The sequence below is a fragment of the Luteimonas padinae genome (genome assembly GCF_014652935.1).
In the GTDB taxonomy this organism is placed as follows: domain Bacteria; phylum Pseudomonadota; class Gammaproteobacteria; order Xanthomonadales; family Xanthomonadaceae; genus Luteimonas; species Luteimonas padinae.
Window position 1 is genome coordinate 222,441 of record NZ_BMZT01000002.1, and the last position, 14,216, is coordinate 236,656.

Consider the following 14,216-nt stretch of genomic DNA (forward strand, 5'->3'; position numbering starts at 1 on the left):
CTACTCCTGAAGGGCACCGGCAATGAAGGGAATCGACCGATCGATCGGGCTGCGGCGGCTTGCCGTGGGCTTCATGCTCGTGGCCGCGCTGGTCGCTGGCTGCAAGCGCAACGAAGGCGGACAGCTGCCCGCGCCCAGTGGCGAGGCCATCGTCGCCGAACGCGCGACCGTGGAAGGCTTCGGCCTGGTCCGCGCCTGGCCCGACCAGAGCGAGAGCTCGCTGTCGGTGGCGGTCGAGTTCTCGCAGCCGCTGGTGGGCACCCAGGACTTCGACAAGCTGCTGACCTTCGCCGAGCCGGTGGGCGAGGACAGCAGCTGGAGCCTGGACGACGACGGCAAGGTCCTGCGCTTCCCCTTCGCCGAGGCCGACCGCGAGTACACGCTGCGCATTTCCGCCGCGCTCACCGCGGCCGACGGCAGCACCCTGGGCCGCGACATCGAGCAGAAGGTCTACACCGGCGAACTGAAGCCCGCCGCCGGCTTCGCCTCGCAGGGCAGCGTGCTGCCGGCGCGTGAATCGCGCGGGCTGCCGGTGGTCTCGGTGAACGTGGCCGAGGTCGACGTCGAGTTCCTGCGCGTGCGCGAGTCCGAGCTGCCGCGCTTCTTTGCCGAATACCAGCGCGGCGGGCGCCGCAGCGGCTGGGAACTGGACAGCGACTACCGTGACGGGCGCAGCGTCGCCCGCCTGGCCGAACCGGTGTACATGAACCGCTTCGTGCTCGGTGGCGAGCGCAACGAGCGCGCGGTCACCTACCTGCCGCTGCAGGACATCGCCGAGCTGCAGCAGCCGGGCCTGTACTTCGCCACCATGAAGCGCGCCGGCAGCTTCGACGGCATGTACGACACCGCCTTCTTCAGCGTCAGCGACATCGGCCTGCATGTGCGCGCCTATGCCGACCAGCTGTTCGTGCACACGGCCTCGCTGCAGGGCGGCGGGGCGCTGGGCGGGGTCGAACTGAAGGTGTTGGGCAAGGACGGCGCGCCGGTGTTCAAGGCCGAAACCGACGGCAACGGCAATGCCGTGCTCAACCACGGGCTGGATGCCGCGCAGGTGCTGGTGGCCACCCGCGGCAGCGATGTCTCGCTGCTGCCGTTCAACCAGCCCGCGCTTGACCTGTCGGAGTTCGCGGTGGCGGGGCGCAGGCAGGCCTGGTTCGAGGTCTTCGCCTGGTCGGGACGTGACCTGTATCGCCCGGGCGAGACGGTGCGCGTTTCGGCCCTGCTGCGCGACGCTGACGGCAAACCGGTGCCGGCCGCGGCCGACGGCAAGGCGCAGCCGCTGTTCGCGCGCCTGAAGCAGCCCGACGGCAAGGTGTTCGTGGAATCGCGCCTGGAAGCGGGCGCGCAGGGCTACTACCGCTTCGAGAAGGAGATCCCGGCCGAAGCACCGACCGGCCGCTGGCAGGTCGAGTTCCGCACCGACCCGGCCAGCAAGGACGTGGTCCAGGGCATGGACCTGCGCATCGAGGAGTTCCTGCCCGAGCGCATGAAGCTCGAGCTGGAAAGCCCGCAGGCGCGCCTGGCCAGGGGCGAGGCGCTGAAGATGGACGTCACCGGCGCCTACCTCTACGGCGCGCCGGCCGCGGGCAACCGTTTCACCGCGCGCCTGGCGGTGGCGGTGGAGCAGCATCCGCTGGAGTCGCTGCCGGGCTGGTTCTTCGGCGACCCGACGGTGCAGCTGCCGCGCGAAGCGAAGGACGTGGTCGACACTGCGCTGGATGACGCCGGCAAGCTCGCGCAGACGCTGCCGCTGCCCGCCGAAGTGCGCGGCGACACGCCGGTGTCGGTGGTGGTGGCCGGCAGCCTGTACGAAAGCGGCGGCCGCACCGTCAACCGCAGCCTGAAGCGCGTGCTGTGGCCAGCCGATGCCCTGGTCGGCGTGCGCCCGCTGTTCGACGACAAGGAGGGCAGCGACGCGAACGCCCGGGCGGGCTTCGAGATCCTGCGCGTGGATGCGGACGGCAAGCCGCGGCCACTGGCGGGCCTCGAGCTCAAGCTGGTGCGCGAGCGCCGTGACTACCACTGGAACTTCGACGAGGACGCCGGCTGGAGCTACAGCCACAGCAGCCGGTTCGAGGTGGTCGAGACCCGCAGCCTGGATGCCGGGGCGTCGGCCGCCCGCGTCGATTTCCCGGTGGAGTGGGGCGGCTACCGGCTGGAGGTGCGCGATCCGGACACCGGCCTGGTCACCCGCTATCCCTTCAATGCCGGCTGGAGCTGGGACGACGACAACCGCGGCCTCGACGCCCGCCCCGACAAGGTCAAGCTGGCGCTCGACCGCACCGGCTACCGCGCCGGCGACACCCTGGAAGTGACGGTCACGCCGCCGCACGCGGGCAAGGGCCTGCTGCTGGTGGAAAGCGACAGGCTGCTCCATGTGCAGGCGATCGACGCGCGCGCCGGCAGCACGTTCAAGGTGCCGGTGACCGAAGACTGGGAGCGCCACGACGTGTACGTGACCGCCCTGGTGTTCCGCGGCGGCAGCGCCACCAGCAAGGTGACCCCGGCGCGCGCGGTCGGCGTGGCCCACGTGCCGATGGCGCGCGGCGACCGCCGCGTGGCGGTCGGCCTGTCGCTGCCGAAGCAGGCGAAGCCCGACGAGACCCTGCGGGTGACGCTTGCCGTGCCGGCGCTGGCCGGGAAGACCGCGCACGCAACCGTGTCCGCGGTCGACGTCGGCATCCTCAACATCACCCGCTACCCGGTGCCCGACGCCAACCGCCACTTCTTCGCACAGCGGCGCCTGGGCGTGGACGCCTATGACGTCTATGGCCGGGTGATCGAGAGCCTGGATGGCGGCACCGCGCGCCTGCGCTTCGGCGGCGACCAGGGTCTGGAAGCATTGCCGCAGGCGCGGCGCCCGACCGCGCGCGTGCAGACCGTCGACCTGTTCTCGGGCCCGGTGAAGCTCGACGCGAAGGGCAATGCCACGGTCGAGTTCAAGCTGCCCGACTTCAACGGCACCCTGCGCGTGTCGGCCTTGGTGTTCGGCGACGAGGCCTATGGCAACCGCGACAGCGAGGTGCTGGTGCGCGCGCCGCTGGTTGCCGAGGCCAGCATGCCGCGGGTGATGGCGCCGGGCGACCGCGCCACGGTCACGCTCGACCTGTCCAACTTCACCGGCAAGGCGGGTGATTTCCGCGTGCGCGTGGAGGGCGTCGGGCCGCTGCGGGTGGAGGAGGGCACGCGCGAGGCGAAGCTTGCCGTCGACGGCCGCTCGACCCTGTCCTTCCCGCTGCGCGCGCTCGACGGCCACGACGTGGGCAAGGTGCGGGTGCGCGTCGATGGCCCGGGCGTTGCGGTCGATCGCAGCTACGAGCTGCCGGTGCGCGCACCATGGCCGCAGGTGCTGCGCTCGCGCAGCCATGTCCTCGATCCGCTGGCGCCGGTGGTGCTCGATCCGGCGCTGGCAGAGGGCCTGCTGCCGGGGTCGGTGAACGCACGCCTGGGCCTGAGCGCGACGCCGCCGATCGCCTTCGCAGCCGCGCTCGAAGGCGCGCTGCGCTATCCCTACGGCTGCGCGGAACAGACCGCCAGCAAGGGCTATGCGGCGCTGGTGCTCGATGCGCCGACCGCGACGTCCTGGGGCATGTCGCCGCTGCCGGGCGACAGCCGCCAGCGGCGCATGGAAGGCGCGCTGGGCAGGCTGGCCGCGCTGCAGGCCAGCTCGGGCCACTTCAGCATGTGGGGCGGCAGCGGCGGCACCGAGCCGACCCTCACCCCGTACATCGCCGAGTTCATGCTCGACGCGCGCGAGGCCGGCTTCGACGTGCCCGAGGCGATGCTGCAGCGGACGCTGTCGCGCCTGTCCGAGGACCTGCTGTCCGACGGCCAGCAGTTCTACGGCCGCGACAACCGCAGCCACCTGCGCCTGGCCTACAAGGCGCACGCCGGCTATGTGCTGGCGCGCGTCAACCGCGCACCGCTGGGCACCCTGCGCGCGCTGTATGACAACGATCGAGCCGCTGCCCGCAGCGCCATGCCTCTGGCCCACCTGGGGCTTGCGCTGTCGCTGCAGGGCGACGCCACGCGCGGCAACAAGGCCCTGGACGAGGCCTTCGCCTGGAAGGGCGACCGCCCGGGCTGGCTGGGCGACTACGGCACGCCGCTGCGCGACGCCGCGCTGATGCAGGCCCTGGCGCGCAAGCACGACCTGGCCACGCCGCGGCGCACGGCCGGGCTGCGCGGGGTCGGCGCCGAGCTGGAGGCCCGCCGCAAGGCGCGCTGGTTCTACCTGAGCACGCAGGAACAGGCGGCGATCGCGCGCCTGGGCCGCGAGCTGGGCACAACCGCCGGCAAGACCTTCACCGGCAGCCTGACCGAAGCCGGCGTGCAGGAAGCGCTGGAGCCGATGCGCCGCTTCTCGCGCAGCTATGACCATGCGGCGATGGCGGCCGGCGTGCGCCTGGTGCCGCAGGGCGAAGCACCGCTGTACGCGAGCATGGACGTGGCCGGCATCCCGCGCACGGCGCCCGCGCCCGACGACAGCGTGCTGCGCGTCGAGCGCCGCTGGTACACCACCGACGGCAAGTCCTGGACCCCGCGTGCGCTGCGCGAGGGCGAAGCGCTGGTGGTGCGGGTCACCCTCACCGCCGACCGCGCCATGCCCGATGCACTGCTCACCGAACTGCTGCCGGCGGGCCTGGAGGTCGAGAACATGAACCTCGGTGACGCTTCGGCCTGGGCCGACGTGGTGGTCGACGGCATCCGACTGAGCGATCGCAGGGATGCCGCGGAGCTGCTGCACGAGGAGTTCCGCGACGACCGCTACGTCGCCGCGATCAAGCTCGACGCGGGCCGCGCGGCGGACGTGTTCTACCTGGTACGCGCGGTCACGCCGGGCGAGTACACCGTGCCGCCGCCACTGGCCGAGGACATGTACCGGCCCGAGCTGCGCGGTGTCGGCCGCGCGGTGCCGGAGCGCCTGACGGTGGTGCAGCCGTGACCATTCCAGCAAAAGCGGCGGTGGCCGCGCTGACGTCCTGGCGGACCGCTGCCGCCGGCCGTCCTCCGCGGCTGGCTTGTGGAGGACACCGCACTGATGGTCCGGGGCGCTCCCGTCGCTGAACCGGCCGGCGCCGCGACCGTGCTTCCGGCCGACGGCGCCGCTCGCAACGGGTGGCTGCGTCGGCGTGCTCCCGCGCTCCTGCGCTGGAGCACGGTGGCGCTGCTGCTGTCCCTGCTTGCGCTCGACCTGGCGTTCCCGCCGCCCCTGCCGGAAGCGCGCGATCACGCAACGCTGGTCACCGCGCGCGATGGCACCCCGCTGCGCGCCTTCGCCGATGCCGATGGCGTTTGGCGCTATCCGGCTTCCGAAGCCACGGTGTCGCCGCTGTACGTCGAAGCGCTGCTGGCCTACGAGGACCGCTGGTTCCGCCGCCATCCGGGCGTGAATCCCGTGGCCCTGCTGCGTGCCGCGCGGCAGGCGGCCAGCAGCGGCCGGATCGTCTCGGGTGGCTCCACCCTGACGATGCAGGTCGCGCGCATCCTCGAACCGCATCCGCGCAGCCTGCCCGGCAAGCTGCGGCAGATGCTGCGCGCGATCCAGCTCGAGGCACACTTGTCCAAGGACGCGATCCTCAGGCTCTACCTCGAGCGCGCGCCCTTCGGCGGCACCATCGAGGGCGTCGAGGCGGCGAGCTGGGCCTATCTCGGCAAGCCGGCGTCGCGGCTTTCGCACGCCGAGGCCGCGCTGCTGGCAGTGCTGCCGCAGGCACCGACGCGCCTGCGCCCCGACCGCGAGCCCGAGGCCGCGAGGCGCGCGCGCGACAAGGTGCTCGAACGCATGGTCGCGAGCGGCCGCTGGAGCCGCGCCGACGTCGACGACGCGTTGATCGAGCCCGTGGTCGCGCGCGCCCTGCAGCCGCCGCTGTCGGCCGCGCTCCTCGCCCAGCGCCTGCGCGCGCGCGATCCGCACGCCGAGCGCATCGGATCCACCATCGACGCCGCCCTGCAGCGCACCCTGGAAGAGCGCCTGACGGCCTACGTCAGCCAGCTGCCGGAACGCACCTCGGCCGCGCTGCTGGTGGTCGACAACGAGCGCATGGAGGCACGCGCCTATCTCGGCACCGCAGCCTTCGGCGATGCCGCGCGCCTGGGCCACGTCGACATGGTGCGCGCCTGGCGTTCGCCGGGCTCCACGCTCAAGCCCTTTGTCTACGGCATGGCGCTCGACGATGGCCTGGTGCATTCGCAGAGCCTGTTGCTGGATGCGCCGCAGTCCTTCGGCGGCTACCGCCCGGGCAACTTCGATGCCGCCTTCAACGGCCCGGTGTCGGTGGCCGATGCGCTGCGCCTGTCGCTCAACGTGCCCGCGGTCGACCTGCTGGACCGGGTCGGCCCGGCGCGCTTCGCGGCGCGCCTGGACCATGCCGGCATCGGCCTGCGCTTCCCGCGCGGCACCCGGCCCAATCTCACCCTGATCCTTGGCGGCACCGGTGCGCGGCTGGAGGACCTGGTCGGCGCCCACGCGGCGCTGTCGCGCGGCGGCATCGCGGGGCGCGTGCGCTACGCCGCCGATGATCCGGTGGTCGACCGCCGCCTGCTGTCGCCGGGCGCGGCCTGGATCGTGCACGAGATCCTCGCCGCCAACCCGCGCCCGGGCGAGCGCGTGGACACCTTCGACACCGGCGGCCGCCAGCGCGTGGCCTGGAAGACCGGCACCAGCTACGGCTATCGCGACGCCTGGGCACTGGGCACCACGCGGCGGTACACGGTGGGCGTGTGGGTGGGGCGCCCCGACGGCACGCCGCTGCCGGGCCAGTACGGCGCGGTGACCGCGCTGCCGCTGCTGTTCGAGGTCTTCGACAGCCTGCCGCGGCGCGCCGGTGACGGCGCGCGCCTGCCGCAGCCGGCGAGCGTCTCTGGGCGCACGGTGTGCTGGCCGCTGGGAACGGCGCTGGAGGACCAGCCGGAGGGCGCCTGCCGGCGGCGGATGGACGCCTGGGTGCTCGACGGCGCGGTGCCGCCCACGCTGCCCGAGCGCGAGGCCCGCAGCTGGAGCGCGGGCCTGGAGCGGATCGAAGTGGACGCGACCAGCGGCCGCCGGCTTTCCGCCGACTGTTCGGCCGCGCATGAGCGCGAGCCGCGCCAGATCGCACGCTGGCCGGCGCTGGCCTCGCCCTGGCTGGGTGCCGCCGACCGTGCCGCCGCGCGCCTGCCGTCGCTGTCGCCGGACTGTGCCGACGACGGCCGCGCCGCCGCCGTGGCCCTGCGCATCGAGGGCGTCAACGATGGCGCGCTGCTGCTGCGCGCGCCCGGATCTGCTAAGCCGCCGCGGCTGGCCCTGCGCGCAGTCGGCGCCGAAGGCGAGGTGCAGTGGCTGCTCAACGGCCGCCTGGTCGGCCGCACCCGCGGCAGCCAGCCGCTGTGGCGCGAGTTCGGCGAACCCGGCCGCCAGCAGCTGACCGCGCTGGCCGAGGGCGGCGCCTGGGCCAGCCTGGCCTTCGAAGTCGCCCCGTGAACGGCCGGCGGGAGACCCGTCGGCCGGCGAAACCTCAGATCGCGCCCAGCACGTGCTCGGCCGACGACACCTTGAATTCGCCCGGCGCCTCGACGAACAGCTGCTTGACCACGCCGTCCTCGGCGTAGAGCGCGAAGCGCTTGCTGCGCAGGCCCATGCCGAAGGCGCTGGCGTCCATTTCCAGGCCGAGCGCACGCGCGAAGTCGCCGTTGCCGTCGGAGAGCATGCGCAGGCCCTTCGGCACGTTCTGGCTCTCGCCCCAGGCCTGCATCACGAAGGGATCGTTGACGGCCATGCAGGCGACTTCGATGCCGCGCTCGCGGAATTCGTCGAACTTCTCCACGAAGCCGGGCAGGTGGCGCTCGGAGCAGGTGGGCGTGAATGCGCCCGGCACCGCGAACAGGACCACGTTGCGGTGCGCGAACAGGGTCGGGGTGTCGATGGTCTGCACGCCGTCGTCGATGTGCTTGAGGGTGACTTCGGGGATGGCGTCGCCGGGCTGGATGGACATGGGGGCTCCGTGTGGTCGGGGGCGGCCGCGATCGGCCACCGCCGCCCATGGTGCCACGCCACGATGCATCCTTCCCCCGCCCGCGGCGCCCACCGGGGCTTGCCTTGCCGCGCGCCGCCCCGATATTGCTACCCTGCCGCGGCCGCCGCGCCCCCGTTGCCGCGCGACTGGAGCATGCATGCAGTTCAAGGACTATTACGCCATCCTCGGCGTCGAGCCGAGCGCCGGCGACGCCGAGATCAAGACCGCCTACCGGCGGCTTGCGCGACGCTACCACCCCGACGTCAGCAAGGAGTCGGATGCCGAGGACCGGTTCAAGGCCGTCAACGAGGCCTACGAGGCGCTGCGCGACCCCGAGCGCCGCAAGGCCTACGACCAGCTGCGCGCGCGCGGCTACCGCCCCGGCGACGACATCCACCCGCCGCCCGGCGGCTTCGGCGGCAACGGCGGCGGGCAGGACTTCGATTTCGAGGAGGTGTTCGGCGGCGGTGGCGGTGGCAACGGCGGCTTCAGCGACTTCTTCGAAAGCCTGTTCCGGCGCCAGGCCCAGCAGCAGCGCGGCGGGCCGGGATTCGGCGCGCCACCGCGCGGCGACACCCGTGCGCGCCTGGCCGTTCCGCTCGACACCGTGTACAAGGGCGGGGCGATGCGCATCGCGGTCAACGGCCGGACGCTGGAAGTGAAGGTGCCGCGCGGGATCCGTCCGGGCCAGGTGATCCGCCTGGCGGGGCAGGGCGAGCGCGGCGGGCACCTGCTGCTGGAGGTCGAGTACGCCACCGATCCGCGATTCGAGGTCGATGGCCGCAACATCCTGTACGCGCTGGAGGTGGCGCCGTGGGAGGCGGCCCTGGGCGCCAGCGTCGGCGTACCGACGCTGGGCGGGACGGTGGAGCTGAAGGTGCCCGCGGGCTCGGAGGCCGGCCGCCGGCTGCGCCTGCGCGGGCGCGGACTGCCGGGCAGCGGTGGCCAGGCCGATGGCGACCAGATCGTGGAGCTCGAGGTGCAGGCCCCGGCGCCGCGCGACGAGGCGCAGACGGCGGCTTACGAAGGACTGCGCGACGCGTTCGCGGGAGAGTGGCGGCGCCGTTGAGGCGCCGTGCGCGGCGTGGCCGTGGCCGGGTTCAGGCCGCGGTCGGCGGCAGCGGTTCGGTCGCGATGGCGGTGCTGATGGTCTCGGACAGCTCGGTGTCGCTGAAGGGCTTGGTGATGTAGGCGCGCGCGCCCTGGCGCATGCCCCAGACCTTGTCGGTTTCCTGGTCCTTGGTCGTGACCAGGATCACCGGGATGTGCTTCGTGGCCGGGTCGCGGGTGATCGAGCGCGTGGCCTGGAACCCGTTGAGGTTCGGCATCACCACGTCCATCAGGATCAGGTCCGGCAGCTCGCGCCTGGCGGCCTCGACGCCGGCGGCGCCGTCTTCCGCGGTCAGCGCTTCGTGGCCGAGGCTCTCCACGATGCGGCGGATGCCCATCAGCTGCGACGGCGAATCGTCGACGATCAGGATGCGCGCCATGTTGTCCCCCATTCAAGTCCGGCGATTGTAGCCGCCGGAAGCGGGGCTGCAAGCGGGCTTCGGCTTACAGCCGGACCAGGGTGCGTCCGAGCGATCCGCCGGCCAGCATGGACGCGAACACGCCCGGCAGCCCGTCCAGCCCGACCTCGCGTGTGCAGATGCGGTCGAGGTGGCGGGGCTTCCACTCGTGGGCCAGGCGCTGCCAGACCTCGTCGCGGATGTCGCGCGCGGTGCCGGCGGAGGCCACGCCCAGCAGCGAGACGCCGCGGATGATGAAGGGCATGACCGTGGCCGGCAGGTCGTGGCTGGCGGCCAGCCCGGCGCTGGCGACGTTGCCGTAGGGCGCGGTCTGCGCCAGCAGGCTGGCCAGCATCGGCCCGCCGACGTTGTCGAGGCCGCCGCCGAAGCGCGCGGACTCCATCGGCCGCGTGGTCGCCAGCGCGTCGCGCCCGATCACCTCGGCCGCGCCGATCGACTTCAGGTAATCCGCCTGTTCCGGCTTGCCGCTGACCGCGTGCACCTCGTAGCCGGCGCTGGAGAAGATGTCGACCGCCAGCGAGCCGACGCCGCCGGTCGCGCCGGTGACGGCCAGCGGACCCAGGCCGGGATGCTGGCGGTTCTCGCTCATCCGCAACAGGCCGAGGGCGGCGGTGAAGCCGGCGGTGCCGAGCACCATCGATTCGCGCAGGGACAGCCCGGCGGGCAGCCGGATCGCCCACTTCGACTCCACGCGTGCGTAATCCGAATAGCCGCCGTCGCGGGTCTCGCTGAGTCCGCAGCCGGTGACCAGGACTTCGTCGCCTTCCCTGAACGCGGGATCGGTCGAGGCGACCACGTGGCCGGCGACGTCGATGCCGCCGACCAGCGGAAAGCGGCGCAGGATCCTGCCCTGGCCGGTGCCGGCCAGCGCGTCCTTGAAGTTGACCGAGGAGTAGACCGTGCGCAGCACGACCTCGCCCGGCGACAGGTCGCCGAGGGCCATCTCCTCGATGCCGCTGCGGTAGCCGGCGTCGTCGCTGTGGATGCGGAAGGCGCGGAAGCTGGGGGGGATGGTCATGCCGTCGTCTCTGGCGACGCCGCGAACGCGCGGCCCGCGACGATTATCCGCGATCCCCGATGAGGCTGTATCCCCCATGACGCCGTATCCCCGACGAGGCTGCAGGAGCAGCTACAGCTGCGACCCGGACGGGGCGCGGAGGAGCAGGTCGCAGCTGTAGCTGCTCCTACAGAACGTGGCGGTACCAGACCGGTGTCTGGCAGTACCAGGCCGGTATGCGGTGGTGCCAGGCCGGTCAGCGCGGTGGGTGCGGCACTGGCGGCGGGGTCAGCGCAGCTCGCGGCTGCGCTTCTCGTCCAGCCACTTCGAGGCCTGCGCAGGCTGGTAGCCACGCATCCAGTCGAACATCGCGTCGATGTCGTCGCCGGTCCACATGTCCTCGCGCTGGCCGGGATGCAGGAAGCGCTCCTCCACCATGCGGTCCATCATTGCGACCAGTGGCCGGTAGTAGCCGTTGACGTCGAGCAGGGCGCAGGGCTTCTCGCTGATGCCGAGCTGCCGCCAGGTGAACATCTCCACGATCTCCTCGAGCGTTCCGAAGCCGCCGGGCATGGCCACGAAGGCGTCGGCGAGGTCGAACATGCGCGACTTGCGCTGATGCATCGAACCGACGACCTCGAGCTCGGTCAGGCCGGCGTGCGCGACCTCCATGTCGACCAGGTGCTTCGGGATCACGCCCACCACTTCGCCGCCCGCAGCCAGCACCGCATCGGCGACCGTGCCCATCAGGCCGATGTTGCCGCCGCCGTAGACCAGGCGGATGCCGTCCCGGGCCATGCGCGTACCGAGCGCGATCGCGGCCTCGGCGTAGGCGGGGTGGGCGCCGCTGTTGGAACCGCAGTAGACGCAGAGGCTTTTCATGCTTGGAGGCTCTTCATGGATCGGTGGGCGGGAAGGCCGGCCCTGGCGGACCCGGAAAGGACGACGCCGGGCAGTGCCCGGCGCCGGTGGTGTCGCAGGAGTGCCGGCGGTGGTCCCGCCAGCCCTCAGTTGGCCTTGTGGATCGCGCGCTTGTCCACGGCCATGGCGGCGTCGTGGATTGCTTCCGACAGGCTGGGGTGGGCGTGGCAGATGCGGGCGAGGTCGTCGGCGGAGCCCTTGAACTCCATCGTCAGCACGCCCTCGTGCACCAGCTCGGAGACGTTGGCGCCGACCAGGTGCATGCCGAGCACGCGATCGGTTTCGGCGTGCGCCAGCACCTTCACGAAGCCCGCCGGCTCGACCATGGCCACCGCGCGGCCGTTGGCGGCGAAGGGGAAGCTGCCCGACTTGTACGGAACGCCTTCTTCCTTCAGCTGCTGCTCGGTCTTGCCGACCCAGGCCAGCTCCGGCTCGGTGTAGATCACCCACGGGATGGTGTCGAAGTTGACGTGGCCCGGCAGGCCCGCGATCAGCTCGGCCACCGCGATGCCTTCCTCGAAGCCCTTGTGCGCCAGCATCGGTCCCCGGACGCAGTCGCCCACGGCCCAGACGCCGTCGACGCCGGTGTGGCAGTGCTCGTCGACCTCGATCTGGCCGCGCTCGGTCAGCTTCACGCCGCTGCCTTCGGCCAGCAGGCCCTTCGACGCGGCCTTGCGGCCGACGGCGACCAGCAGCTTGTCGACGGTGATCGTCTCCTCGCCCTTCTTGTCGGCGAAGGTGACCTGCACTTCCTTCTTCTTGCCCTTGCCCGTGACCTCGGCCTTCGAGACCTTGGCGCCCAGGCGGATGTCGAGGCCCTGCTTCTTGAACTCGCGCGCGGCGACCTTCGAGACCTCGGCGTCGGCCGCGGCCAGGAAGTCCGGCATCGCCTCGAGGATCACCACCTCGGCGCCCAGGCGCTTCCACACGCTGCCCAGCTCGAGGCCGATCACGCCGGCGCCGATCACGGCCAGGCGCTTGGGCACTTCGGTGAAGTCCAGCGCGCCGACGTTGTCGACGATGGTCTCGCCGTCGAACTTCGCGAACGGCAGCTCGATCGAGTCCGAGCCCGCGGCGATGATGACGTTCGTGCCGGTCAGCTCGACCTCGCTGCCGTCATGCTGCTTCACCTTCACCAGGCGGTCGGCGTGCAGGGTGGCGAAGCCGTAGTACGGCGTCACCTTGTTGGCCTTGAACAGCTGTGCGATGCCGCCGGTGAACTGCTTCACGATGGCGTCCTTGCGGCCGACCATCTTCTCGACGTCGATCTTCGGGTTGCTGGCGGTGATGCCGTGCTCGCCGAAGATGTGCTGCAGGTTGTGGAACTGGCGCGAGCTGTCGAGCAGCGCCTTGGACGGGATGCAGCCCACGCGCAGGCAGGTGCCGCCGAGCGCCGGCTTGCCGTCCTTGCCCAGGGCGGCGTCGATGCAGGCGACCTTCATGCCCAGCTGGGCGGCGCGGATGGCGGCGTGGTAGCCGGCGGGGCCGGCACCGATCACGACGACGTCGAATTGTTCAGCCATGTCTGTTCCTTCTCCTTACATGCCCAGCAGCATGCGGTGCGGGTTCTCGAGCTGGTCCTTGATGTCGACCAGGAACTGCACCGCGTCCTTGCCGTCGATGATGCGGTGGTCGTAGCTGAGCGCGATGTACATCATCGGCGCCGCCACGATCTGGCCGTTCTCGACGATCGGGCGCTCCTTGATGGTGTGCATGCCGAGGATCGCGGACTGCGGCGGGTTGACGATCGGCGTCGACATCAGCGAGCCGAAGGTGCCGCCGTTGGTGATGGTGAAGGTGCCGCCCTGGAGGTCGTCCAGCGACAGCTTGCCGTCGCGCGCCTTCACGGCGTAGTCGCCGATCGCCTTCTCGACGTCGGCGAAGCCCATGCGCTCGACGTTGCGCAGCACCGGCGTCACCAGGCCGCGGTCGGTGGAGACCGCGATCGAGATGTCGGCGTAGCCGTGGTAGATGATGTCGTCGCCGTCGACCGAGGCGTTGATCACCGGGTACTTCTGCAGCGCGTTGGCGGCGGCCTTGGCGAAGAAGCTCATGAAGCCGAGCTTGACGCCGTGCTGCTTCTGGAAGCTCTCGCCGAGCTCCTTGCGCATGGCCATGACCTTGCCCAGGTTGACCTCGTTGAACGAGGTCAGCATCGCGATCGATTCCTTGGACTGCATCAGGCGCTCGGCGATGCGCTTGCGGATGCGGGTCATCGGCACGCGCTCTTCCGGACGGTGGCCGCCGGAGACGCCGGCGGTCTTGCCCGAGGCGTAGTTGACCAGGTCTTCCTTGGTCACCGCGCCGCGGCGGCCGGTGCCTTCGACCTGCGAGGGATCGATGCCCTGGGTGACGGCGGTAAACCGCGCGCCCGGGGGCAGGTCGGCGGCGCCGCCGGAGACCGGGGCGGGACGGGTGGAAGCGGGCGCGGCGGCTTCGGCCTTCGCGGCCTCGGCCTTCGGCTGCACCTGCTCGGCGCCGGCGGCCGGCTCGGCCTTCGGCGCCTCGGCCGACTTCGCCGGGGCGGCGCCTTCCTCGATGATCGCCAGCACCTGCTGGCTGGTGACGGTGTCACCCTCGGCGTACTTCAGCTCCTTGATCACGCCCTCGACGGTCGAGGGGACCTCGAGCACGACCTTGTCGGTCTCGAGGTCGACGATGTTCTCGTCGCGCGCGACGCTGTCGCCCACCTTCTTGTGCCAGGTGGCGATGGTGGCGTCGGAAACGGATTCGGGGAGTACCGGTACCTTGATCTCGGTGGCCATGGTGTTGATG

Annotated in this window: 9 protein-coding genes; 3 read left to right on the forward strand and 6 right to left on the reverse strand. The window is 71.7% G+C overall.

Annotated elements, in window-relative coordinates:
• Positions 1 to 73 precede the first annotated feature (73 nt).
• Together IE168_RS02850 and pbpC are read left to right on the forward strand one after the other, a co-directional pair.
• Positions 74 to 4,945, forward strand: coding sequence for an alpha-2-macroglobulin family protein (locus IE168_RS02850; RefSeq protein WP_229823069.1), 4,872 nt, complete (start codon positions 74 to 76; stop codon positions 4,943 to 4,945).
• 96 nt (positions 4,946 to 5,041) lie between these two features.
• Positions 5,042 to 7,462, forward strand: coding sequence for a penicillin-binding protein 1C (gene pbpC, locus IE168_RS02855; RefSeq protein ID WP_189495023.1), 2,421 nt, complete (start codon positions 5,042 to 5,044; stop codon positions 7,460 to 7,462).
• A 34-nt stretch (positions 7,463 to 7,496) separates the two neighbouring features.
• Here the strand turns inward: pbpC and IE168_RS02860 are convergent, their stop codons facing one another.
• Positions 7,497 to 7,973, reverse strand: a complete 477-nt coding sequence (locus IE168_RS02860; protein WP_189495025.1) for a peroxiredoxin — start codon at positions 7,971 to 7,973, stop codon at positions 7,497 to 7,499.
• Positions 7,974 to 8,151: 178 nt separating this feature from the next.
• Between IE168_RS02860 and IE168_RS02865 the strand changes: the two genes are divergently transcribed.
• A complete protein-coding gene (locus tag IE168_RS02865) occupies positions 8,152 to 9,063 on the forward strand; it encodes a DnaJ C-terminal domain-containing protein (protein ID WP_189495027.1) in 912 nt (303 codons plus the stop codon).
• A gap of 31 nt (positions 9,064 to 9,094) precedes the next feature.
• Here IE168_RS02865 and pilH read toward each other — a convergent pair whose 3' ends face one another.
• The 5 genes from pilH to sucB all read right to left on the reverse strand — a co-directional run bounded on the left by pilH (position 9,095) and on the right by sucB (position 14,206).
• Positions 9,095 to 9,484 carry a twitching motility response regulator PilH gene (gene pilH / locus IE168_RS02870; RefSeq protein WP_189495300.1) on the reverse strand — a complete coding sequence of 130 codons (390 nt, stop codon included), beginning with the start codon at positions 9,482 to 9,484 and terminating at the stop codon, positions 9,095 to 9,097.
• 64 nt (positions 9,485 to 9,548) lie between these two features.
• Complete coding sequence (locus IE168_RS02875; RefSeq protein ID WP_189495030.1) at positions 9,549 to 10,541, reverse strand: YhdH/YhfP family quinone oxidoreductase; 993 nt, start codon at positions 10,539 to 10,541, stop codon at positions 9,549 to 9,551.
• A 267-nt stretch (positions 10,542 to 10,808) separates the two neighbouring features.
• Positions 10,809 to 11,402 carry an LOG family protein gene (locus IE168_RS02880; RefSeq protein ID WP_189495031.1) on the reverse strand — a complete coding sequence of 198 codons (594 nt, stop codon included), beginning with the start codon at positions 11,400 to 11,402 and terminating at the stop codon, positions 10,809 to 10,811.
• 125 nt (positions 11,403 to 11,527) lie between these two features.
• Positions 11,528 to 12,964 (reverse strand): dihydrolipoyl dehydrogenase, encoded by a 1,437-nt coding sequence (gene lpdA / locus IE168_RS02885; RefSeq protein WP_189495034.1) that lies wholly within the window; start codon positions 12,962 to 12,964, stop codon positions 11,528 to 11,530.
• 15 nt (positions 12,965 to 12,979) lie between these two features.
• Positions 12,980 to 14,206 carry a dihydrolipoyllysine-residue succinyltransferase gene (sucB, locus tag IE168_RS02890; protein ID WP_189495038.1) on the reverse strand — a complete coding sequence of 409 codons (1,227 nt, stop codon included), beginning with the start codon at positions 14,204 to 14,206 and terminating at the stop codon, positions 12,980 to 12,982.
• Between the last annotated feature and the right edge of the window lie 10 nt (positions 14,207 to 14,216).